At 64.8% G+C, this 23765-nt stretch carries 19 protein-coding genes; 2 read left to right on the forward strand and 17 right to left on the reverse strand.

Going from position 1 to position 23765, the window contains the following annotated elements; genetic code table 11:
* Positions 1 to 47: 47 nt before the first annotated feature.
* From ptsP to RB2654_RS19545, 11 genes are all read right to left on the reverse strand, one after another.
* Positions 48 to 2309 (reverse strand): phosphoenolpyruvate--protein phosphotransferase, encoded by a 2262-nt coding sequence (gene ptsP, locus RB2654_RS19495; RefSeq protein WP_040885308.1) that lies wholly within the window; start codon positions 2307 to 2309, stop codon positions 48 to 50.
* Between the two features lie 314 nt (positions 2310 to 2623).
* Positions 2624 to 3859, reverse strand: a complete 1236-nt coding sequence (locus tag RB2654_RS19500; RefSeq protein WP_008335015.1) for an aspartate kinase — start codon at positions 3857 to 3859, stop codon at positions 2624 to 2626.
* 69 nt (positions 3860 to 3928) lie between these two features.
* Positions 3929 to 6904 (reverse strand): calcium-binding protein, encoded by a 2976-nt coding sequence (locus tag RB2654_RS23485; protein WP_008335016.1) that lies wholly within the window; start codon positions 6902 to 6904, stop codon positions 3929 to 3931.
* A 221-nt stretch (positions 6905 to 7125) separates the two neighbouring features.
* A complete protein-coding gene (locus RB2654_RS19510; protein ID WP_008335017.1) occupies positions 7126 to 7947 on the reverse strand; it encodes a glycosyltransferase in 822 nt (273 codons plus the stop codon).
* 39 nt (positions 7948 to 7986) lie between these two features.
* The gene (locus RB2654_RS19515; RefSeq protein WP_008335018.1) at positions 7987 to 8406 is read right to left on the reverse strand and encodes a DUF1178 family protein; all 420 of its coding nucleotides are present in this window, start codon (positions 8404 to 8406) and stop codon (positions 7987 to 7989) included.
* 64 nt (positions 8407 to 8470) lie between these two features.
* Positions 8471 to 8938, reverse strand: coding sequence for an NUDIX hydrolase (locus RB2654_RS19520; protein WP_008335021.1), 468 nt, complete (start codon positions 8936 to 8938; stop codon positions 8471 to 8473).
* Positions 8939 to 9007: 69 nt separating this feature from the next.
* Entirely contained in the window at positions 9008 to 10726 is a 1719-nt protein-coding gene (metG, locus tag RB2654_RS19525) for a methionine--tRNA ligase (protein WP_040885310.1), read from the reverse strand.
* 60 nt (positions 10727 to 10786) lie between these two features.
* Complete coding sequence (locus tag RB2654_RS19530; RefSeq protein WP_008335025.1) at positions 10787 to 11683, reverse strand: EamA family transporter; 897 nt, start codon at positions 11681 to 11683, stop codon at positions 10787 to 10789.
* A complete protein-coding gene (locus tag RB2654_RS19535) occupies positions 11680 to 12126 on the reverse strand; it encodes a lipocalin/fatty-acid binding family protein (protein ID WP_008335027.1) in 447 nt (148 codons plus the stop codon). Before RB2654_RS19535 ends, RB2654_RS19530 begins: the two co-directional genes overlap by 4 nt.
* A 21-nt stretch (positions 12127 to 12147) precedes the next feature.
* A complete protein-coding gene (locus tag RB2654_RS19540; RefSeq protein WP_040885313.1) occupies positions 12148 to 12684 on the reverse strand; it encodes a lipocalin family protein in 537 nt (178 codons plus the stop codon).
* A 55-nt stretch (positions 12685 to 12739) separates the two neighbouring features.
* Entirely contained in the window at positions 12740 to 13774 is a 1035-nt protein-coding gene (locus RB2654_RS19545) for an aldo/keto reductase (RefSeq protein ID WP_008335030.1), read from the reverse strand.
* 115 nt (positions 13775 to 13889) lie between these two features.
* Here RB2654_RS19545 and RB2654_RS19550 point away from each other — a divergent pair, with 115 nt between their 5' ends.
* Positions 13890 to 14504 (forward strand): ImuA family protein, encoded by a 615-nt coding sequence (locus RB2654_RS19550; protein ID WP_008335032.1) that lies wholly within the window; start codon positions 13890 to 13892, stop codon positions 14502 to 14504.
* Between the two features lie 57 nt (positions 14505 to 14561).
* The gene (locus RB2654_RS22625; RefSeq protein ID WP_148912617.1) at positions 14562 to 16961 is read left to right on the forward strand and encodes a methyl-accepting chemotaxis protein; all 2400 of its coding nucleotides are present in this window, start codon (positions 14562 to 14564) and stop codon (positions 16959 to 16961) included.
* Positions 16962 to 17022: 61 nt separating this feature from the next.
* Here RB2654_RS22625 and RB2654_RS19560 read toward each other — a convergent pair whose 3' ends face one another.
* The 6 genes from RB2654_RS19560 to RB2654_RS19585 form a co-directional block, all read right to left on the reverse strand.
* Positions 17023 to 19209: a 3-hydroxyacyl-CoA dehydrogenase NAD-binding domain-containing protein gene (locus RB2654_RS19560; RefSeq protein WP_008335034.1), complete on the reverse strand. Its 2187-nt coding sequence runs from the start codon at positions 19207 to 19209 to the stop codon at positions 17023 to 17025.
* 13 nt (positions 19210 to 19222) lie between these two features.
* Positions 19223 to 20434: an acetyl-CoA C-acetyltransferase gene (locus RB2654_RS19565; RefSeq protein WP_008335035.1), complete on the reverse strand. Its 1212-nt coding sequence runs from the start codon at positions 20432 to 20434 to the stop codon at positions 19223 to 19225.
* A gap of 25 nt (positions 20435 to 20459) precedes the next feature.
* Positions 20460 to 21095: a glutathione S-transferase family protein gene (locus RB2654_RS19570; RefSeq protein WP_008335036.1), complete on the reverse strand. Its 636-nt coding sequence runs from the start codon at positions 21093 to 21095 to the stop codon at positions 20460 to 20462.
* Positions 21096 to 21210: 115 nt separating this feature from the next.
* Entirely contained in the window at positions 21211 to 21717 is a 507-nt protein-coding gene (locus RB2654_RS19575) for a hypothetical protein (protein WP_008335037.1), read from the reverse strand.
* A 9-nt stretch (positions 21718 to 21726) separates the two neighbouring features.
* Complete coding sequence (locus tag RB2654_RS19580) at positions 21727 to 21939, reverse strand: hypothetical protein (RefSeq protein ID WP_008335039.1); 213 nt, start codon at positions 21937 to 21939, stop codon at positions 21727 to 21729.
* Between the two features lie 25 nt (positions 21940 to 21964).
* Positions 21965 to 23743 (reverse strand): acyl-CoA dehydrogenase C-terminal domain-containing protein, encoded by a 1779-nt coding sequence (locus tag RB2654_RS19585; protein ID WP_008335041.1) that lies wholly within the window; start codon positions 23741 to 23743, stop codon positions 21965 to 21967.
* Positions 23744 to 23765: the final 22 nt, after the last annotated feature.

Genomic DNA, 23765 nt, shown 5'->3' on the forward strand with positions numbered 1-23765 from the left:
CCTCATGCGACCCGTCTTCGGCCCAAATGTCGGAAAAACCCTAGCGTTCAGTCTTCGCGACGGAACAGGTACTGCATCACCGGCTCGCGCACGGACTGCAATCCGGACCGCCGCGCGGTGTCCATCACTTCGCGCAATTCGCCCAGATCGGTGCGCCGGATCAGATGCTTCACCGGGCCCACGGAGGCGGGCCGCATCGACAGGGTGCGCATCCCCAGCGCCGCGAAACAGACCGCTTCGACCGGGCGCCCGGCATCCTCGCCGCAGAATGACAGGGGCGTTTCGGCCTCTCCGCACCGCTGCACGATCATATCGACCAAATTCAGGAACGAGGTGTTGAGCGTGTCGTAACGCCGACGCACACGTTCGTTTTCGCGGTCGGCGGCGAAGAAGAACTGCTTCAGGTCGTTGCCGCCGATCGAGATGAAATCGGCCTCCTCGAAGAACTGCCGGGGTGCGAAGGCAAGCGACGGAGTCTCCAGCATCGCGCCGACCTCGACGGTTTTCGGCATGACGTGGCCCAGCTTTTCCTCGCGTTCGAGCTGGGAATAGAACAAGGCGCGGGCTTCCGAGAACTCGTCGAACTGCGCGATGAACGGGAACATGACCGACAGGTTGCGCCCCGCCGCCGCCCGGATCAGCGCCTGCAACTGCATCCGCATCACGCCGGGGCGGTCCAGCCCCACGCGGATCGCGCGCCAGCCCAGGGCCGGGTTCGGCTCGTCCTGCGGCTTCATGTAGGGCAGCACCTTGTCCGACCCGATGTCGAGCGTGCGGAACACCACCCGTTTGCCACCCGCCGCATCCATCACGCGGGAATAAAGCGCCGCCAGTTCCTCGCGTTTCGGAACGTTGGTGCGGATCAGGAACTGCAATTCGGTGCGAAATAGCCCCACGCCCTCGGCCCCGGAACTTTCGAGCGAGGGCAGATCGGCCATGAGGCCCGCGTTCATCACCAGCGACACCGTCTTGCCGTCGTCACTGGTCGCGGGCATGTCGCGCAGGCCGACATAGCGTTTCTGCTGTTCCGCCTGCATCGCGACCTTGTCACGGAACGCGGCCCTCACGCTGTCTTCGGGGCGCAGATGGACGACGCCCTGATCGCCGTCGACGATGATCGCGTCCCCGTTCAGCGCCTCGGTCGTGATCCGTTCGGCGTTGACGATCAGCGGAATGGCCAGCGCGCGCGCGACGACGGCGGCGTGGCTCGCCACCGACCCGCCCTCGAGCACGATGCCCTTCAGGCTCCGCCCGTATTCCAGAAGCTCGCCGGGGCCGATGTTCTGGGCCACGAGGATCGGATCTTCGGGCATCTCGGCCCCGGTGTCGCCGCCTTGCCCGGTCAGGATACGCAGCAGCCGGTTCGACAGGTCGTCCAGATCGTGCAGACGTTCGCGCAGATAGGCATCGGGCACCTGTGCCATCCGCGCGCGGGCCGAGCTTTGCTCTTTCTCCACGGCGGCTTCGGCGGACAGGCCGCGGTAGATGTCCTCCTCCATCCGCCGCATCCAGCCCTTCGAATTGGCGAACATGCGATAGGCTTCCAGCACCTGAATCTGGTCCTTGTCGGCGGTCTGAGCCGTCGCCAGCAATTCGTCGACGGAGACCCGCAGGTCGTCCACGGCGGCACGCAGACGTCGCGCTTCTTCATGCGGGTCGTCCGCGATCGGGTTCGTGACCACGACGCGCGGCTCGTGCAGCCAGACATGGCCTTCGGCGATGCCCTCTTGCCCCGAACCGCCCCGGAACATGGCAGGCCGCTGGTGCAGGGCGGCCAGCGCCGCGCCTTCCCCGACGAAGGCGCCAAGCTCGGTCATCTCGGCCAGCACCATGGCCACGACTTCCATGCCGTAGACCTCGTCCTCGGTGAACTTGCGCGCTTCCTTGGACTGGACGACGAGCACGCCGAGGGTTTCGCCAAGACGTTGCACCGGGACGCCGAGGAAGGACGAGAATATCTCTTCCCCCGTCTCGGGCATGTAGCGAAAGCCCCGTTCCGAAGGCGCATCGGGGCTGTTGATGATCCGCTTGGTGCGCGCGACCCGGCCGACAAGGCCTTCGCCCATCCGCATCCGGGTCTTGTGAACCGATTCCGGTTTCAGACCTTCGGTCGCGCAAAGTTCGAGCGTGTCGGCATCGCGAAACAGGTAGATTGAGCAGACCTCGACTCCCATCGAGGTCGCGATGATCTCGGTGACATGGTCAAGCCTCTCCTGTCCCGCGCCGTCGGCCGCGAGCGCCTCCCGGAGCCTGCCGAGCAGCTTGCGCGACTCGGTCGGCTCTTCGGTCGCAGAGGTTTCCTTGTTCAACCGTATCCCCTGAAGCAATCGAGTGAGTTAAACCACACCGCCGCCCCTTCCGAAAAGCGTTTTCCTGACGTCATTGGTATGTGGTCGGGTTTGCCGTAAGGGCAGGCGCGTCTTGGCGCCGCTGCCGAAAGGCGCGGCATCGCCGTCATGGAAACGCGGATTTTCGCTTCTCTGTTTCCCGAATACCTCGGGGGTGGGTCTCATTTGCCGTGCAAATGAGACCAAGGGGGCTGGCCCCCTGATCGCCGTGCGCCGGACAACGTCCGGGGCGCGGCTAAAAAAGTGCGGGCGCGCGGCGCGCCCGCTCCGTTCGGTCAGACCTTGTCGAGTTCGAAGGCGTCGTGGAGCGACTGGACGGCCAGCTCCATGTATTTGCGGTCGATCAGGACCGAAATCTTGATCTCGGAGGTCGTGATGACCTTGATGTTGATCGAATCCCGCGCCAGCACCGAGAACATCTTGGCGGCGATGCCCGCGTGGCTGCGCATCCCGATCCCGACGACCGAAACCTTGGCCACGTCGGTGTCGGCCACCAGTTCGCGGAAGTTGATCGCGCCTGCGTCCTTCGCCTTGGCCAACGCGTCCTCGGCCCGCTTCACCTGATTGGTGGGGCAGGAGAAGGTCATGTCCGTGCGACCCTCTTCCGAGATGTTCTGAACGATCATGTCCACGTTCACGCCCGCCTCGGAGAGCGGCGTGAAGATCGCGCTCGCGATGCCGGGGCGGTCGGCCACCGAGATCAGGGTCATTTTGGCTTCATCGCGGCTATAGGCCACACCGGAGACGGCATTCTGTTCCACGATTTCCTCCTCGTCGCAGACCAGCGTGCCTGCATTGGGGTCATATTCTTCGAAAGACGACAAGACACGCAGTTTGACCTTGTAGCGCATGGCGAGTTCGACCGAGCGGGTCTGGAGCACCTTGGCGCCAAGCGAGGCCAGTTCGAGCATTTCCTCGAAGGCGATCTTGTCGAGTTTGCGGGCCTTGTCCTCGATCCGGGGGTCGGTGGTGTAGACGCCGTCCACATCCGTATAGATGTCGCAGCGTTCAGCCCCGAAGGCCGCGGCAAAGGCGACGGCGGTCGTGTCCGATCCGCCCCGGCCCAGCGTGGTCACGCGGCCTTCGGGGCTGATGCCCTGAAAGCCCGCGACGACCGCGACCTTGAAACCTTCCCCGAATTTCTGGTTGATCGCGTCGGTGCCGATATCCTCGATCCGTGCAGCCGAATGCGCGGAGGTGGTCTTGACCGGAACCTGCCAGCCTTGCCAAGACCGCGCGGGGATGTCCATTTCCTGCAAACGCAGCGCCATGAGGCCCGCGGTCACGATCTCGCCCGACGCCACGACCGCGTCGTATTCGCGCGCGTCGTAGAGCGGCGAGGTTTCCTCGACCCAGCCGACGAGTTCGTTGGTCTTGCCGGACATGGCGGACACAACGACGATCACGTCGTAGCCGTTCGCGACTTCGCGCGCGACCCGTTTGGAGGCGCGCGCGATCCGGTCGAGGGTGGCGACGGAGGTGCCGCCGAATTTCATCACCAGAAGCGGCATTTGCGCCTGTCCCCGTGGTCTTTTTCAATCCCGCGCCTGATAAGCTCAGGCGCGGGATTGCGCAAGAGGTCAGGGGACCGCGATGGGCTCTTCCTGAATGGTGACGTTCGGGATGTCGGCGACCGTCAGGCCCTGGAGCGTCAGGGCGACCGAGGCCGCCACACCGCCACCCACGCTGCTGGTGGTCCAGAGCAGGTAGAGGCCGTCGGTGCCGCCATCGACGATAGAGTAGTTGCCCAGTTCCCCGGCCGGGACCATCACCACGTCGTCGGCGGTGTTGAAGTCGGTGACCACGCGGTCGTTCGTGCCGTCAGTGCCGACCTCGTTTCGCACGAAGATCGTGTCGTCCCCGTCGCCCAGCGTGATCTCGCCCACGCCCTCGACCGCGACGAAGTCGTTGCCGCTGCCGGCGTTGACCGTGTCGTTGCCGGTGCCGGTCTCGATCGTGTCGTCGCCGCTGCCGCCGCTTATGTCGTCATCGCCAGCGCCGCCGTCCAGGGTATCGCCCATCGCTTCGCCGTTGATGATGTCGTCGCCGTCGCCACCGCGAATGATGTCGCCGCCGTCGTAGCCCAGCAGGGTGTCGTTGCCTGCGCCACCATCGATCACGTCGGAGCCGCTCCAGCCGTCGACGTAATCGTTGCCATCGCCCGCGTCGATCGTGTCGCCGCCGGTATCGCCGAAGATGGTGTCGTTCCCGGCGCCGCCGGTCACGGTGTCGTCGCCTGCACCGGCATCGATGTCGTCTTCGCCGTCACCGCCGTCGATGGTGTCGTTGCCGCCGTTCCCTTCGATGATGTCGTCACCCGCTCCACCACGCAGAATGTCGTCGTTGGTGCCGCCGAACATGGTGTCGTTGCCGTCGCCGCCATCGGCCTCGTCCGCGCCGCCCATGCCGTCGATGGTGTCGTCGCCGCCACCGCCGTCGATCATGTCGTCACCCGGATTGCCGAGGATGTCGTCGTCGCCTTCGCCACCGAAGATGGTGTCGTTGCCGTTTCCGCCCTGAAGGCTGGTGCCGCCGTCGCCCCCGGTGATGACGTCGTCGCCGTCCCCGCCTTCGATCAGGTCGGTCAGGATGCCGCCTGCGATGGTGTCGTCGCCATCGCGGGCGATGATGGTGTTCGCGGTCGAATTGGCCGACAGGTCGTCGTCGTCATTGGTGCCGAAGATGTCCGGCCCCACGATGCTGTCCGCATCCGCATCGCTCAGACCCTTGAGCAGGATACGGGCATAGACCACGTCCGACCCCGAGGAGCTGTCGGTGATCGTCAGCAAAAGCCCGGCGTCGAGCCCGGTGGTGTTCACCGCGAGCGGCCCGTCGAGGCCCAAGTCGTTGGCGTTCAGCCCCTCGATCTGAAGGATGTCCTGCGTGACGTCGAAATCCTCGATCACCGCCACATTGGGCGTGGTGCCGTCCGCGAGGTAGTAATCCGGGTCGGAGTTGTCGACGATGAAGGTGTCCGCCCCCGCGCCGCCGCTGCCCGTGTCGCCGATATCCAGATAGATCGTGTCGTCTCCGGCCCCGCCGTCGAGCGTGTCGATGCCCGCGCCACCGTCCAGAACGTCGTCGCCGTTCTCGCCGAGCAGCGTGTCGTTACCGTCGCCACCGCGCAGGTCGTCGTCGCCGTCGTAGCCCAGAAGCAGGTCGTTACCGTCGCCGCCGTCGAGCAGATCGTTGCCGGTCCAGCCGTCGACCTCGTCGTCGCCGTCTCCGGCATAGACGGTATCGTCGCCCGCGCCGGCGTCCACGGTGTCGTTGCCGACGTCCGTGTTGATCGTGTCGTTGCCCGTGCCGGACACGACGTCGTCATCCCCGGCACCCGTCCAGATCGCGTTGTCTCCGTCGCCGCCGTCGATGGTGTCGTCGCCGTCGCCGCCACGGATCTGGTCGTCGCCGTCACCCGCGGTGATCGTGTCGTCGCCCGTGCCGCCGCGCAGGTCGTTGTCGCCGGACAGGTCGGTGATCGTGTCGTTGCCCGCGTCGCCCTGAACATAGTCGTTCCCGGCTTCGCCGTTCAGCGTGTCGTTGCCGTTGCCGCCCGAGATATCGTCGTCGCCATCACCGCCGAGCGCCACGTCATCGCCGTCGAAGCCGACGATCGTGTCCTGACCGGCGCCCCCGTTCAGCGTGTCGTTGCCGATCCCGCCGTTCAGCGTGTCGTCGCCGTCGCCACCGTCGAGGTCGTCGTTCTCGGACCCGCCATAGAGCATGTCGTTCCCGGCATCGCCCGCAAGCGTGTCGGCCCCGCCGTTGCCGCGCAGAATGTCGTCGTCCGCGCCGCCCGAGATGTCGTCCGCGCCGGAGCCTCCGGTGATGTCGTCCTCGCCCGCGCCGCCCGTCAGGGTGTCGTCACCGAAGCCCCCGAAAAGCGCATCGTCGCCCGCGTCGCCCGAGACCTGATCGTTGCCGTTGCCGCCCTGGATCGTGTCGTCGCCCAGGCCGCCTTCGATCGTGTCGACCCCGATGCCGCCGTCGATTGTGTCGTTGCCCGCGCCGCCGTCGATGGTGTCGTCCCCGGCGTCGCCCTGAAGTGTGTCGGTGCCGTCTTCGCCGAAGATATCGTCGTTGCCGCCGCCGCCGCTGACGAAGTCGTTGCCGCCGTTGCCGTGAAGTTCGTCGTCGTCGAAGCTGCCGTAGAGGGAGTCGTTGCCCGCGTTGCCTTCGATATAATCCTGACCGAAGCCGCCGTAGAGCTCGTCATTGCCTTCTTCGCCGAAGATCGTGTCGTCGCCCAATTGGCCACTGACCGTGTCGTCACCCTGAAGCGCGTGGATTTCCTGAGCGCCGGCCCCGGCGTAGTAAAGGTCGATCTGGTCGGTGAGGTAGATCGCGCCCGTGTTGTCGACGGTCACGTTCGGGTCGTCCGGTCCGCCGTTCACGCCACCGCCGGTGCCCGTGCCGTTGTCACCCGGATCGATGGTGCCACCGCCGCCCTGATTGTCGTCACCGTCGGAGCCGTCCATGCCGTCGTCGGGACCGCCGAAGTCGAAAAAGAATGCGAAACCCAGCAGCAGCGGGATCAACAGAAGCAGAAAGAACATGGCACGCCCCCCGACGTAAAAAATGCACGGGGCCCGAAGAAAGCGGCAGCCGTCGGTCACCCCCAGTGCTGCGATACTAACTGAGGGTTTGGCGAACTGGATACAAAATTCCGCAATTTCGCCGCGAAAAAGCCATTATTCCCAGCGCGTTAAGGTTAAATTGTTTCCCCTGAATGCGATTGTAGACGGAATGTCGGGCACAGTTTCCGCAAGTGAAACAGTTACTGCGCGGCGATTCCGGTGTCGCCGCCGGTCGCGGTGATTCCGGGGAAATGACGGGCCAGCCACGGGAAATAGGGGAACACGCCCGCGATGGATTTGTCGTCCAAAACGTCGTCGGATTTGTGGGCGCGACTGTCGTTCAACCCATGCACGGCGCGCAGATAATAGGGGCGCATGTGCGTGACCATGTAGGACGGATGGCGCAGGCCGATGCGTTTGTGACTGGTCAGGAACGGGTTGCGCTTGGTGGTGCCCGGCGCGATCAGGGCGAGGCCGAGGTTCGTGTAGGGCACGTATCGCGGCGACAGCCAGTCGATCTTGCCGCCCTCGATCCCCAGCGTGTAGCCGCGCGGGAAGGACAGGAAAGTATAGGGTCTCGGGTTCATCGGGTCGCGCAGGGCGAAGCTGCCGTAGTATTTCACGGCCGCCACGAAATCGGCCGAGACCGCATCGTCGTCGTCCAGCACCACCTGCGCCACGCGGTCGTCGCCATAGGCGCGCGCGACCGTGTTCTTGATGATGTGCCCCGCCGAGCCTTCGGGCCGGAACAGGATGCGGCATCTGTCCTTGCCGAGCGTGTCGAAACACAACTCGCGCAGCCGGGTCTGCCAGTCTTCGGGCATCAGGGTCGACGACAGGATCAGGTGTTCGAAGCCGCCGTCGGTCTGCCCGGCCAGTGAGGCGAGCGTGACCTCTTCGAAGTATTTCAGGCGGTGTTCCAGCCGGTCCGGAGCGAACAGAAGCGCGGGATCGGCGGCATGGCCGGACTTCCAGCCCGACTGGCCGAAGAACGAGAAGCGGGTTTCGAAAACGACCTTCATGCCCCTGATTCTAACAGGTTCGCGGCACTTGGCTACAGGCTAGTTCGCCTTGCGCGTCGGAAGGAACGGGAGGGGCGCAATGGGGATACCGTCCTCGAGCAAGGATACGGCATCTTTCGGGTTCGCCTCGCCGTAGATCATCCGGTTGGGCGTTTCGCCCTCGTGCATCTTGCGCGCTTCGGTCACGAAGGATTGGCCGACATAGTCGGCCTCGGCCTCGACCTTGGCCTTGAGTTCGGCGATTTTGCGGTCCCGCTGGGCCTCGGGCGAGGTTTCGGCCGATTTCGCGGCCTCGGAGGTGGTCACGCGCGGCGCCATGAGCGATTTCTCGACCGTTGAGGTGCCGCAGTCCGGGCAGGTCACGTGCCCCTTGGCCGCGAGCGTGTCGAACGCGGCTGCATTCTGGAACCAGCTTTCGAAGACGTGCCCATCGGCACATTTCACGGCGTAGCGGATCATCGCATCAACCTGTCACAAACGGTCAGCGATTATGTAACCCTTTGCCGGAGCCGTGCAAGACGGGTCACAGCAATGTCGGGTCGAAGTTACGGATGATCTGGGCCAGTTCCGGTTCCTGCACCAGCTTGGCCGCCTTCTTGCGGCCCATCCACTTGCGCTGGCGTTGCGTGCGCTCGGGCCAGTTGCTAAGTTCTTTCTTCACTTCCACTGGAAAGACCGCCACCACCACCGGCATCCGGCGGCCGTTCTGGATCTTGGCGTAGGTGTAGAACCCGATGACCGCGTTGTGCGGGCGCGTTTTGACCCCGGCTTCCTCGAACGCTTCGATCCCGGCGGCTTCGGCGGGCGTGCACTGGTGCATCGGCCAGCCCTTCGGGATGATCCAGCGCCCGGTCCCGCGCGAGGTGATGAGCAGGACCTTCACCTTGCCGTTCACGATCCGATAGGGCAACGCGCCGAACTGCGAGCGAACGTCACGTTTGCCCGTGTTTCTAAGATGAAACGGCAATTGCTGTATCATCATCGCGGCCATCCTGCCCGGCACCTCCTGTTGTCAGGATGGTAACGCCGGGCGATGAAACGGCAATGACAATTCCGGGTGTCAGGCCCGCTGACCGGCGAATTTCTCTTGCCAGCTTTCACGGTCTTCGTCGGTGATCTTGGTGAAAAGCACCTCCGGCACCGTGAAGGCATGACCCGCGGGTAGAACGGCAAGCGCGGCGTCTACATCGTCGGGCCAGTCGGTGTCGAGCGTGTTCATCCCCGACAGCATCTTGGCGGCGGCGTCCGGCACGAAGGGGGCCGAGATCACGGCGTAGACGCGGATCAGGTTCAGCATGAGCCGGATGATCGCGCCTGCCTGATCGGGATCGGTCTTGAACACGGTCCAAGGTGCCGCGGTTTGCAGGTATTCGTTGCCCACGGCCCAGATCGCGCGAAGCTCCTGCGCGGCCTTGCGCACCTCCATCGCCTCCATCTGCTTTTCGTAAGACCGGATGCGGGCGGTCAGATCGGCGATGAGCGCGCGTTCGGCCTCGCCCAGTTCGCCGCCCTCCGGGACGGCTTCTCCGAATTTCGAGGCGCAGAATTTCGTGACGCGGCTGACGAAGTTGCCCAGCACGTTGGCGAGGTCGGTGTTGATCGAGGACTGGAAGTTTTCCCACGTGAATTCCGCGTCGGAGTTCTCGGGCGCGTGGGACAGCAGCCACCAGCGCCAATAGTCGGCGGGCAGGATTTCAAGCGCCTGATCCATGAACACGCCACGGCCCTGCGAGGTCGAGAACTGGCCGCCATCGTAGTTCAGGTAGTTGAACGACTTGATGTAATCGACCAGCTTCCACGGCTCGCGCGATCCCATGATCGTCGCGGGGAAACCAAGGGTGTGGAAGGGGACGTTGTCCTTGCCCATGAATTGCACATAGCGAACATCGTCGGCACCTTTGTCGGTGCGCCACCAGCGTTCCCAATCACTTTCCGAACGTCCGGTCGCATCGGCCCATTCCGCGGTCGCGGCGATGTATTCGATGGGGGCGTCGAACCAGACGTAGAAAACCTTGCCCTCCATCCCCGGCCAGTCCTCGGTGCCCTTCTTGACCGGGATGCCCCAGTCGAGGTCGCGGGTGATGCCGCGATCCTGTAGCCCGTCGCCGTCGTGAAGCCATTTCTTCGCGATCGAGGTGGTCAGCACCGGCCAGTCGGTTTTCTGGTCGATCCAGGCGTCAATCTCGTCCTTCATGGCGGATTGCTTGAGGAACAGGTGCTTGGTCTGGCGCACTTCCAGATCGGTGGAGCCGGAGATGGCCGAGCGCGGTTCGATCAGGTCGACGGGGTCGAGCTGCTTGGTGCAGTTCTCGCACTGGTCGCCGCGTGCCTTGTCGTAGCCGCAGTTAGGGCAGGTGCCCTCGATATAGCGGTCGGGGAGGAAGCGGCCATCGGCGTTGGAATAGACCTGCTCTTCGCTGACCTCTTCGATATAGCCGTTTTCGGCCAGTTTCCCGGCAAGGTGCTGGGTCAGCGCGTGATTGCGCTGCGAAGACGAGCGACCGTAGTGGTCGAACGACAGGCGGAACCCCTTGGCGAGTTCGGCCTGCACGTCATGCATCCGGGCGCAGTAATCCGCGACCGCTTCGCCGGTCATGGCGGCCGCAAGCTCGGCAGGGGTGCCGTGTTCGTCGGTCGCGCAGATGAACATGACCTCGTGACCGCGCGCGCGCATGTAGCGGGCATAAAGATCCGCCGGAAGCTGGGAGCCGACGAGGTTCCCGAGGTGCTTGATGCCGTTGATATACGGCAGGGCCGAGGTGATGAGGACGCGCGCCATGTCATATCCTTGCGTGAGTTCGCGCAGGGTGTAACGCAAGCCGCGCGGGCGTGCCAGTGGTCAGGTGACGAGGATCAGAACCACGATGGACGCGAGAAGCAGCACCATGCCCACGACTTCGCGGCGGGTCGAGCGGTCCTTGAACAGAAACCACGACACCATGAGCGAAAAGACCAGTTCGATCTGGCCGAGCGCGCGGACATAGGCCGCGTTCTGAAGCGCGAAGGCCACGAACCAGCCCAATGACCCGAGCATTCCGGTCACGCCGACGAGAGAGGTGACACGCCAGCGTTTGGCCACGCGCGTCATCTCGCCGGGCTGGGCCATGCGGAGATAGGCGGCCATGGCGAGCGACTGGAACGTGGTCACGGCGGCGAGCGTCACCACCGCGCGGAAAAAGGCGCTGTCATTCGCGATTTCCAGCGTGGCCCCGCGATACCCGATGGCGGCGAGACCGAAGAGCGCGCCCGCGACAAGGCCCAGCCCGGAAGCGCGGTTGAACAGGGCGAGCCGCCCGCCGCCCGTTTTCCAGCTCAACAGCATCACGCCCACAACTCCGATCAGGATCGCGCCAAGACCTGCGGGCGCGACGGGTTCCCCCAGCAGGACAAGCGAAAAAAGGACGACGAGGATGGTTTCGGTTTTGGTGAAGGCGACGCCCACGGCGAAGTTGCGTTCGGCGAAAAGCTGAACGGTCGCCATGGTCGCGACGATCTGGCTGAGGCCGCCGATCGCCACGAAGGTCCAAAAGCGGAGCGTGGTCGCAGGCAGGGGCTCACCCCGCAAGGCAAGCCAGACCGCCGTGACGGCCAGCGCGATGGGGGCGGCGAAGATGAACCGGGAAAACGTCGCGCCGCCGGAACTCAGCCCGGTGCCACGCAAGGACTTTTGCAGGGCGAAGCGGACGGTCTGAACGGCGGCGGCGGCCAGCGCCACCAGCACCCACGGCTCGATCACCTGAGCGATCCGAGGTCGTAGCCGTTCCACTCCATCACGTCGCGCGCGGCCTTGAGCCGGTCGGGCGAGATGTCGGCACTTTTGTTCAGGATCGCGCCGAAGCTGTGATCGGGGCGGCCCAGCACGACGGTGCGGTCATCCGCGTCGGCCCAGAGGACGAAGAGCGTGCCTGTCGCGCCCGCGAACTCCAACCGACCGTTGCCCCGGTCGGTGAACGTCACGACGTTTTCGGCGCCGGGCAGGGCGGCGAAAAAGGTCGCCCCTTCGCGGTCATGGATCGACCATGTGCCGCCGGGCGCCCGCCCGACGGCGGCCACTTCGACCCATTGGCCCATGAAGCGCGCCGCGTCGTAGCCCACGACTGACGTCATGCGCGGGCCTTCGGGCGCGGGCGTGCCGCAGGCGGAAAGGGCAAGAAGGGCTGCAAGAAAGAACGCTCTCATGCAGCCCTTGTAGGGGGCGGGTTACTGGGCGACCAGTTGAATTTTCGACGTGTCGTAGCCGTTCTTGCGCAGCACGTCATAGGCGGTGTCGAGCTGGCTTTGCCGGATCTGCGGCGTGCGCGACAGAACCCAGCCCGTGCTCCCGCTCGGCTCACCCACGACGGCGAGCGAGTAGTCGGGCGCGACGTAGAGCACCCAGTAGTCGCCGACCCCGATGCCGGGGATCATCTGGACGAAATCGACCTTCACCTTGCCGGGGCCAACCGGAGTCGCCTCGGCCTTGCGCGAGCGGGCCGGGCCGTCGGGCGTGCCCTGACGACAGGTGTTGAGCACCTCGAACGTGTCGCCCTGAAGCGTGTATTCGGCGGTGACGCCCGCGCAATTGTTCTCGAACCAGTTGGGGAAGCGGGCGATTTCGTACCACTTGCCCATATAGCGGTCGATATTCACGTTGACCGTCTGCATGGGCACGCTGGTGTCACGGTATTTCGCGGCCGTCGCGGGGGTGGCGAAGGCGACCGTGGTCGCCAGCGCCATGAGTGCTGTTGTGAAACGCATCTGTCTGTCTCCATTTGCTGCACATCTTACGACGCACAGGCGGAAACGGATGACTTCAGTAGGGCATCGGATGCGCTTTGTGCGCGTTCTCGATCTCGGCCAGAACCTCGTCCGACAGGGTCATGTCGGCTGCCCCCAAGGCGCGTTCCAGATGGTCCGGCTTGGTCGCGCCGAAAATCGCCGTGCCCATGAAGGGGCGTGACGTGACGAAGGCCAGCGCCATCTGAACCGGGTCCAGCCCGTGTTTTTCGGCGATGCCCAGATAGGCGTCGATGGCTGGCCAGACCCGATCCGTCGTGCGCCCGCCAAGGTTCGCGACATGCGACATGCGCGACCCTTCCGGCACGGTGGTTCCGCCCTCGTACTTTCCGGTGAGCAGCCCGGCGGCCAGCGGCGAATAGGCGATGCAACGCACGCCTTCATGCATGCACAACTCGGCGAGGTCGGTGTCGAACAGCCGGCATAGGAGCGAATATTCGTTCTGGATCGTGACCACCTCCGGCCCGCCCATCTCACGCGCGATCTGGAGCCACTTGGCCGTGCCCCAGGCCGTGTCGTTCGAGACGCCGAAATGGCGGATCTTGCCCGCGTCACGCAGGTCGGTGAGCGTCTCCATCACGTCGCGCATCAAGTCGTCGGTTTCGACCGGGTCCTGTTCCCACGGGGCGTATTTCCAGTTCTGGCGGAAATGGTACGATCCGCGCTGCGGCCAATGCGTCTGGTAGATGTCTATGTAATCGGTCTGAAGGCGGCGCAGGCTGTCCTCGACCGTCTGGCGGATGATCTCGCCGTCATAGCCCTCTTCGCGGACGGTGGCCGAGGGGCCGGTGACCTTGGTGGCGAGCACCACGTCGTCGCGTCGCCCGGTGCGCGCGAACCAGTTGCCGATGATCCGCTCGGTGGTGCCGTAGTGATCCTTGGACAGCGGGTTGGTCGGATACATCTCGGCGGTGTCGATGAAGTTGATGCCGTGGTCCAGCGCCATGTCGATCTGCGCGTGGCCTTCGGCCTCGGTGTTCTGCGTGCCCCAGGTCATCGAGCCAAGGCAGAGTTCGCTGACGGTCAGCGCGCCGCCTGCGATGGTGTTCATTCTCACGGGATATGTCTCCTGTCCGGTTCGGCGCGAGTGTGCCGCGATGCAGCGGGAATGCAACCCGGAAGCGGAAAAGGCTTGAGAACATAAAGGGAACAATTATCATGGGGCCATGCATCACAACGTCCTGCTCGACCGTCGCCCGCACCGTGCCACCCCCGGCCAGCCCTTTCTCGGGCGGCTGGAACTGGCGCAGGCGCGGGTGCATGAAATCTGCGGCCCGGCCCGTCACACGCTCGCGCTTCTGATCGCTGCGGGGATGCAGGGGCCGGTGATCTGGGTGCGACCGGGGTGGGAGGGGGCGCGGCTGCACGGCCCCGGCATGGCGCAGCTGATGGACCCGGGGCGGGTCGTTTTCGTCGATGCCGCGCGCCCCGTCGATCTGCTCTGGACGCTGGAGGAGGCGCTGCGCTCCGGCGCCGTGCCGCTGGTGGTGGGCGAACTGCCCGATCCGCCGGGGCTGACGCCGATGCGCCGGATGCAACTGGCCTGCGAGGCGGGGGCGGGGCAGGGAACGCGGCCGCTCGGGCTGATCCTCACCCCCGAAGGGGTGGCGCCGGGGGCCGAAAGCCGCTGGCGCATGGCCCCGGCCCACGGGGCGGACGAGGGCTGGCGGCTGACCCGCGAACGCGACCGGCAGGAGCCGCCGCGAAGCTGGCAAGTCGGCGTAAAGGCAGGGGAATTCGTTCTGGGGGCCATGCCGGACCCCGAGCCGCGCCTGCATTAGGGGAATCGTAGGGCTCTGATTCTATGGTGCCGCGATCCGCAATGATTGGAGCGCGCCGTGATCGCCAGTATTCCGTCCCGATTCCGCGACATGAACCTCGTCGTCAAATTGCCGGCCTTCATGGTCGGCCTCGTCGCCGTGGCGATCATCGTCACTTCGGTCGCGGCCTATTTCATGGCCCGTAACGCCATGATGCGGGAGGTCGAAGGGCGTCTGACCGCCGTGTCACAGGCGCCGGCGGCCCGAATGTCGGACCTGCTCGCGACCATCGACGCCGATCTGAACGCGCTTACCCAGGACAGGACCGTGATCGAAGCGATGCGGGCTTTCAGCGGTGCGTTCGCCCACATGGACGCGCCCGAGGCCGAGCTTCAGCGCAACTACATCGAAGACAACCCCAACCCCACGGGCGAAAAACACCTGCTGGACAGCGCCGCCACGGGGTCGAGCTACGACGTGAAGCACGGCACGTATCATCCGGGCTTCCGCGCGCGCCTTGTCGCGATGGACTACTACGACATCTTCCTGATCGATCCGGAAGGCAACATCGTCTACACGGTGTTCAAAGAACTGGACTACGCCACCAACCTTGTCACGGGGCCGTGGAAGGACAGCGACCTGGGCCGGGCGTTCCGCGACGCGCGCGGGCTGGCGCCGGGCGCGGAACCCATCTTCTACGACTTCGCGCCCTATGCGCCGTCGCACGGGGCGGCAGCCGCCTTTATCGCCGCGCCGGTCTTTGACGATCTGGGCACTTCGTTGGGTGTGCTGGCGATCCAGATGCCCGTCAGCCGCATCAATGCGGCGATGAACGCGGCGGTCAGCGCAAAGGGCTCCGTCGCGACCTATCTCGTGGGGCGCGACGGGCTGTTGCGGTCGGACCGGGTCGATACGCCCGAAAACGATATTCTCGCAACGCAGGCGGACAACCCGGCGGTAGCGGCTGCCCTTGCCGGGCAGAAGGGGCTCGAGGTCTACCGCGATGCGTCGGGCCGCACCGTCGAAGCCGCGTTCACCCCGCTGACCTTTCACGGAACGACCTGGGGCGTGGTGACCGAGCAGCCGCGATCGGACCTTGTGGGGCCGATCAACCGCATGGGTCTTGCCTTCGTCGTCATCGGCATCGTCGCGCTCGGCGCAGCGACCCTGATCGCGCTCGGCCTGTCGCGATCCATCGCGGCCCCGATCCGTCTTGTCACGAACGCGCTGTCCAGCATTGCGCAGCGTGATTATCAGGCCGAGATTCCACGCCTGGACCGTGGCGACGAAATCGGACGAATGGCCGACGGGCTGATCGTCATGCGCGACGCGCTCGAAGCGGCCGAGATCGAAGCGCGAGAAGCCGAGGAAGCGCGGCTCGCCAGTGCCGAACGCGACCGCCAGCGCGATCTGGAGGAAGCCGAACGCAAGCGCGTCATGGCCGCCGAAGAGCACGCGCAACAGATGCAGTTCCAGAAAGAACGGGAAGAGGACGCGAAACGCCAGCAGGCCGAGCGCGAGCGCCAGGCCGAAGAGCTTGCCGAGGTCGTGAAGAACCTTGCCCGTTCGCTAAAAGATATGTCCGACGGCGATCTGAACGTGTCCATCGATCAGTTCTTCGCCGAGGAATACAAACCGCTGCGCCTCGACTTCAACGATGCGGTCCGGGGGTTGAAGGAAATCGTGTCGGCGATCTCACTCAGCACCGAGACCATCAATGCCCATGTCGCCGAAATTTCGAACGCGTCGCGCGACCTCGCAAGACGCACCGAAAGCTCCGCCGCGTCCATCGCCGAAACGTCGGAAACGATGCGGCAGATGCGCGGTCAGGTCGACGAGTCGACCCGTGAGATCGGCACCGTGCGCGATGAGGCGGTCGAGGCCGCGGAACAGACCCGCTCGTCGATGAAGGCCGTCGAACATGCCGAAGCGGCGATGCTGGAAATGGAAAGCTCGTCGGACGAGATCGTGAAGATCATCGCGGTCATCGACGACATCGCGTTCCAGACCAATCTGCTCGCCCTCAATGCGGGTGTCGAAGCCGCGCGGGCGGGCGAGGCGGGGCGCGGCTTCGCCGTCGTCGCCTCGGAAGTGCGGGCGCTGGCCCAACGTGCGACGGATTCCGCCGGCGAAATCAACCGCTTGATCTCGACCACCCGAGAACAGGTCAAGACCGGCGTCGGCCTTGTCCGGCAGAACGGCACCGAAATCGCGCAGATCGCGGACCGGGTCGACACCATCGCCCAAAAGATCGACGTTGTCGCGGAACGCGCCCGCGATCAGAAGAACGGGATCGATGAGGTCAATATCGCGATGGATCAACTCGACGGCGTGACGCAACAGAATGCCGCGATGTTCGAGGAAACGACCGCGGCGACCCAGGCGCTCGAGCGGTCGGTTGGCGAGCTTTGGCATCTCGTCGGACGCTTCCGGGGCTGGGACGGCGAAGGCAAGAGCGAAGCGCGCGACGTGGCGTGACGAAAGAAAAACGCCCGGCCAGAGGGCCGGGCGTTTGGTCTTCAAGTCGTGAGCGGAACGATCAGGCGGCCTTCGCGGCCTGCGGTCCGAAGCGACCGTAGAAGGTTTCGCCCTTTTCGGCCATCTCACGCAAGATCTTGGGCGTCGCGAACCGCTCGCCATAGGCCCCGGTCAGGTGATCGCAGATCTCGACCGCCTTCGCCGCGCCGAGCATGTCGAGCCACGAGAACGGGCCGCCCGACCACGGCGCGAAACCCCAGCCGAGGATGGCGCCCACATCGCCTTCGCGAATGTCTTCGAGCACGCCCTCTTCCAGCGCGCGCACGGCTTCGAGCACCTGGCTCATCATCAGGCGATGCTGCACCTCGGTGAGGTCCGGCTGGTCGTCCGAGGCGGGGAAGCGGTCCTTGACCACGTCCGAGAACCCGGCGCGCTTGCCCTTTTCGTCGTAATCGTAAAAGCCCGCGTTGGATATCCGGCCCAGACGCCCTTCGTCATACATCCAGAACATGATCTCGTCGGTCGCATCGTCATAGGCATCGCCCATCGCGGCCTTGGTCGCCTTGGCGATCTTGACGCCGAGGTCGATCGAGGTCTCGTCCACCAATTGCAGCGGACCCACGGGGAAGCCGAGCAGACGTGCGGCGTTGTCGATGAGCGGCATCTCGACGCCCTCCGCCACCATCCGCACACCTTCGTTGATGTAGGGGATGATGCAGCGGTTGGCGTAGAAGAACCGCGCGTCGTTCACCACGATCGGCGTCTTGCGGATCTGGCGCACATAGTCGAGCGCCTTGGCCACCGCCCGGTCACCCGTCTCGGCGCCCTTGATGATCTCGACCAGCAGCATCTTCTCGACCGGCGAGAAGAAGTGGATGCCGATGAACTGATCGGGGCGCGACGACGCCTTGGCCAGATCGGTGATCGGCAGGGTCGAGGTGTTGGTGGCGAAGATGCAGTCATCAGGAATGACGGCTTCCACGTTCTTGGTCACCTCGGCCTTGATGCCCGGATCTTCGAACACCGCTTCGATGATGAGATCGGCGTCCGACAGCGCGGCGTAGTCGGTCGTCGCGGTGATGCGACCCAGCACCTCGTCCTTCTTCTCGGGCGTGGTCTTTTTCTTTTTCACGCCCGCATCGAGGTAGGATTCGGTGTAAGCCTTACCTTTGTCGGCGGCCTCCTGCTTCTGGTCGATCAGCACGACGTCGATGCCGGCCTGCGCCGACACGAGCGCGATGCCCGCGCCCATCATGCCGGCGCCCAGCACGCCGACTTTGCGGACACGCTGGTCCGGCACCCCTTCGGGCCGAACGGCACCCTTTTCAAGGGCCTCTTTCGACAGGAAGAGCGAGCGGATCATGGCCCCCGACGAGGGGTTCATGATGACGTTGGTGAACCAGCGCGCCTCGATCTTCAGCGCGGTATCGAAGGGCACCATGAGCCCCTCGTAGACCGCCGACAGCATCGCCTTGGGCGCCGGGAAAGCGCCCCAGGTGTTGCCCATAATCATGGCGTTGGCGCCCACGAAGGTCTGGAAGCCTGCCGGGTGATAGGGCGCGCCGCCGGGCACTTTATAGCCCTTTGCGTCCCACGGTTTGACCAGATCGGCGTCCGTGGCGGAGAGCACCCATTCTTTCGCGGCGGCGACCGGATCGTCCGCCACCTCGTCGATGATGCCGGCCTTCACCGCGGCCTCGGGCGAGGACATCTTGGCCTGCAACAGGAACGGCGACGCCGCCATCACACCCAGCTTGCGCGCCAGACGCGTGGTGCCGCCCATGCCGGGGAAGATGCCGACCTGAATCTCGGGCAGGCCGATCTTTGCCTTGGGGTTGTTCGCGGCGAAAATGCGGTGTGTCGCCAAAGGCAGTTCCAGCCCGATGCCGAGCGCGGTGCCGGGAAGCGCCGCCGCCACCGGCTTGCCGCCCTTCTTGGTCTTGGGGTCCATGCCCGCAAGCTCCAGCGTGCGCAGCATCTTGTGCCCGCGCATGGTGCCCTCGAACACGCCTTCGGCGCCGTTTTCCTTGAACTGAGCGAGGATGTTCAAATCCATGCCGCCCGCGAAGGTGTCCTTGCCGGAGGTGATGACGATGCCTTTGACGGAGTCGTCCGCCAGCGCGTCCTTGGTCAGCCCCTCAAGCTCTTCAATGCCCTGAAGCGTGAGCACGTTCATCGACTTGCCCGGCAGATCCCAGGTAATCACTGCGACGCCATCGGCGCCTTTTTCCATCGTGAATTCAGCCATTTGTCAGATCTCCTTACACGCGCTCGATGATCGTCGCGGCACCCATGCCGGAGGCGACGCAGAGAGTGGCGAGGCCCGTGCCCTTGCCGGTGCGCTCAAGCTCGTCGAGCAAAGTGCCGATGATGATCGCGCCGGATGCGCCAAGCGGGTGGCCCATCGCGATCGCGCCGCCGTTCACGTTGACCTTGGAATGGTCGACGTCGAAGGCCTGCATGAAGCGCAGCACGACCGCCGAGAAGGCTTCGTTCACCTCGAACAGGTCGATGTCGGAAATCGACATGCCGCTGTCGGCAAGGATCTTTTCGGTCGCGGGCACGGGGCCAGTGAGCATGATGGTCGGATCGGTGCCGATCTTGGCGGTCGCCTTGATCCGGGCGCGGGGTTTCAGCCCGTGCCGCTCGCCGAAGGCCTTGTTGCCGATCAGGATCGCGGCGGAACCGTCGACGATGCCCGACGAGTTGCCCGCGTGGTGCACGTGGTTGATCTTTTCCAGATGCGGGTACTTGAGCCTTGCGACCTTGTCGAAGCCCGGCATCACCTCGCCCAGATCCTTGAACGCGGGCTTGAGGCCGCCAAGGGCCTGCATGTCGGTGCCGCGGCGGATGTATTCGTCGTGGTCGAGGATCGGCAGGCCGTTCACGTCGCGAATGGTGACGAGCGTCTTGGCGAACCGGCCATCGTCCACGGCTTCGGCCGCGCGTTTCTGGCTTTCGACGGCGAGCATGTCGACGTCGTCGCGCGAGAACCCGTATTCGGTCGCGATGATGTCGGCCGAGATGCCCTGCGGGACGAAGTAGCTGTCCATCGCCACCGTCGGATCGACCGCAACGGCGGCCCCGTCGGAGCCCATCGAAACGCGGCTCATCATCTCGACCCCGCCCGCGATATAGGCGTCGCCACCGCCGCCGCGCACCTGATTGGCGGCAAGGTTCACGGCTTCCATACCGCTCGCGCAGAAGCGGTTGATCGACAGGCCCGGAATGCGCTCGTCGAGGTCGGAGGCGAGCACGGTGGTCCGCGCAAGGCAGCCGCCCTGCTCGAACGCCTGCGTGGCGTTGCCCCAGATCACGTCTTCGACCGCATGGCCGTCGAGGTTCGAGCGTTCCTTGATCGCGTTCAGCATCTGCTTGCCGAGCGACACGGCGGTCACTTCGTGCAGGCTGCCGTCGGCACGCCCCTTGCCGCGCGGCGAACGCACGCTGTCGTAAATATAGGCTTCAGACATAGGTCTCCCTTTCGTCCTTTCGGTCTCAGGCCCGGTCGGCTGGCGAGCCGGGCATCAGGTCGTAGGGGTGTTTCCACCCCGGCGTTTCGGAAATGCGGTCGAGCCAGGCCGAGATCGCGGGGTAATCCGCGCGCTCGAACCCGAAGGGCTCGGGGTAGTAGAGGTAGGCGCAGCAGCTTATGTCGGCCATCGTCAGGCGGTCGCCCACCAGCCAGTCGCGGGTGGCGAGTTCCGCTTCGAGCACGCCGAGCGCGGCCTTGCAGCGGCCCTGCATGAAGGCGATGACATCCGCGTTGCGGTGTTTTTCCGGCAGGAAGTTCATCAGGAAGCGGGTGACGCCGAACTGGCTCGACCCCTTGTGGTTGTCCCAGAACTGCCAGCGCAGGATTTCACGCCGCTCGGCGGGGTCGTCCGACCAGAACTTGCCTGTCTGTTCCACGATCCAGTCCTGAATGGCGCCCGACTGCGACAGCTTCATGTCGCCGTCGACCAGCACCGGCGCTTCGCCCATCGGGTTGATGTCCTTGTAGGCATCCGAGCGGGCCTCGCCGTTGAAGAAATCGACGAAGACCGGCTCCCAGTCGATGCCCGCGAGTTCCATCGCCAGCGCGGCCTTGTAGGAATTGCCGCTTTCTCCGAAGCAGTAGAGCTTCACCGTCATGTCCGTTGTCCTCCCGTTCGTTCTTTTTCGCAGGGTCGGACCGGGGGGCCGGCCCCCCGGACCCCCCGAGGTTTTCTGAAACAGAGAAGGGGCGGGCCCTTCCGTAGCGCGCGGCCTAGTTCGGCAGGCGCACGTTCGAGAAGGCGGGGTAGACCGCCTTCACGATGTTGAGCTGCTGTTCCTGTTCGATGCGGATCAGATACCACTTGCCCTCTTCCTGAAGGGCGAGCGTGTAGCTGTTCATCGTCTGGCGGCCTTCCGGCCCCTTCACGGTGGTGCGCGTCGGGATGAAGGCATAGTCCATGCCGCCCGAGGTGGTGCCTGTGGTCATCCGGTTCGTGTTCATGTTGAACCGCTCGACCGTAACGTCTCCCATGAACACCGACATCTGGCGCGCCATGGTGGCGGGCAGTTCGGCGGCCGGAATGCCGATCTGCTGGGCCATGTAGTTCAGCATCTTCGGCGGCATGGCGTTCAGCACGCCTTCGAAGTTCTTGCCGCGGAAATCGGCGTCGAAGCTTGCGATCGCGCTTTCGACGGCGGCTTTGTCGGCAGTGTCAAAGGCGACGGCCGACAGGGGCAGGGCGGTCGCGATGGCGGCGGCGGCGAGTATGCGTTTCATGGGTCCTCCTCAGCGTTTTCGGTCGTCCAGCTCGGCATTGAACAGCCTGAGCCGGTGGGCCAGCGCGTCGCTATCGGTCACGCTGTCGAAATGTTCGAACAGGAAGGACAGCGCCTCGCCCTCGTCGAGCCCCGCGTCGCGCGCGAAGCTCTTGAGTTTCCGATACCCGTCCTCGGTCATGGCGACCGGGAAGCGGCGGGTCAGTCGGAAGCGTTTGGGCATGTGGCTCTGTCCTCCCCAGGTTCGATCAGAACGCCTCGGCTGCCAGTTCCATGACCGGCTCGGCGCCGCTTTCGATGCGCGCGAGGTGCATCTTGGTCGCCGGCAGCTGGCGCTTCATGTAGTAACGGCCCGTGGCGAGCTTCGTTTCATAGAACGCCGCGTCATCGGTGCCCGCGTCAAGCGCCTCGTGCGAGGCTTTGGCCATCGTGGCCCACATGAAGCCCAGAACGACGTGACCGAACATGGTCATGAAGTCGTAGGAGCCGGCGAGCGCGTGGTTCGGGTTTTTCATGCCGTTCTGCATGAAGAACATGGCCGCGCCCTGAAGGTCTTTCGAGGCGTCCTTGAGCGGGTCGAGGAAGTCGGCCTTGAGCGCCTCGTTGCCCTCGTTCTCCTTGATGAACGACTTGATCATCTCGAAGAAGCCCATGACATGCTTGCCGCCGTCCTGCGCGAGCTTGCGGCCCACGAGGTCGAGCGCCTGAATGCCGTTCGCGCCTTCGTAGATCATGGCGATGCGGCTGTCGCGGACGAACTGGGACATGCCCCATTCCTCGATATAGCCGTGGCCGCCGAAGACCTGCTGGGCCTGAACCGCGCTTTCCAGACCCTTGTCGGTGAGGAAGCCCTTGAGCACCGGGATGATGAGCGAGACGAGGCCCTCGGCCTCTTCGTCGCCGTTGCGCTGCGAGCGGTCGATCAGTTCGGCGGACCACAGGACGAACGCGCGGGCGCCTTCGATGAACGACTTCTGATCCAGAAGCGCGCGGCGGATGTCCGGGTGCACGATGATCGGGTCGGCGGGTTTGTCGGGCGCTTCGACGCCGGTCACCGCGCGGCCCTGAAGCCGGTCACGGGCGTATTCCAGCGCGTTCTGGTAGGCGGCGGTCGCCTGACCCAGACCCTGCACGCCGACGCCCAGACGGGCCTCGTTCATCATGGTGAACATGGCGCGCATCCCCTTGTGCTCGGTGCCGAGCAGGTAGCCGGTCGCCTCGTCGTAGTTCATGACGCAGGTGGCATTGCCGTGGATGCCCATCTTCTCCTCCAGAGCGCCGACCGACACGCCGTTGCGTTCGCCGAGCGAGCCGTCTTCCTTCACGAGGAACTTGGGCACGATGAAGAGCGACACGCCCTTGATGCCGTCGGGGCCGCCGGGAATTTTCGCCAGCACGAGGTGGATGACGTTCTCGGACATATCGTGATCGCCGGCGGAGATGAAAATCTTCTGCCCGCTGATCTTGTATGTCCCGTCTTCCTGCGGCTCGGCCTTGGTGCGCATGAGACCCAGATCGGTGCCGGAATGCGGCTCGGTCAGGTTCATGGTCCCGGTCCACTGGCAGGTCACCATGTTGGGGAGGTAGGTCTGCTTCTGCTCGTCCGTGCCGTGGGCATGGATCGCGGAATAGGCACCGTGGGTCAGGCCCTGATACATATTGAACGCCATGTTCGACGCGGTGAGGAATTCACCGACCGCCGAGCCGATCACGTGGGGCAGGCCCTGACCGCCGTATTCCGGGTCGCAGTCGAGACCGGTCCAGCCACCGTCACGCACCTGATCGAAGGCGTCCTTGAAGCCGGTGGGCGTGCGCACGACGCCGTTCTCGAGCTTGCAGCCTTCGAGATCGCCGACGCGGTTCAGCGGCGCCAGCACTTCGGACGAGATTTTGGCGGCCTCTTCCAGAATGGCCGAGGTGAAGCTCGGGTCCAGTTCGTCGTAGCCGGGAACGTCTTTGGTTTCGACCTTCATCACGTCGTGCAGAAGAAAGGCCATATCGCGGGTGTCGGGGGTGTAGCTGGGCATGTTCTCTCCCTTTATCGTCCTG

The organism is Maritimibacter alkaliphilus HTCC2654 (assembly GCF_000152805.1).
GTDB lineage: Bacteria > Pseudomonadota > Alphaproteobacteria > Rhodobacterales > Rhodobacteraceae > Maritimibacter > Maritimibacter alkaliphilus.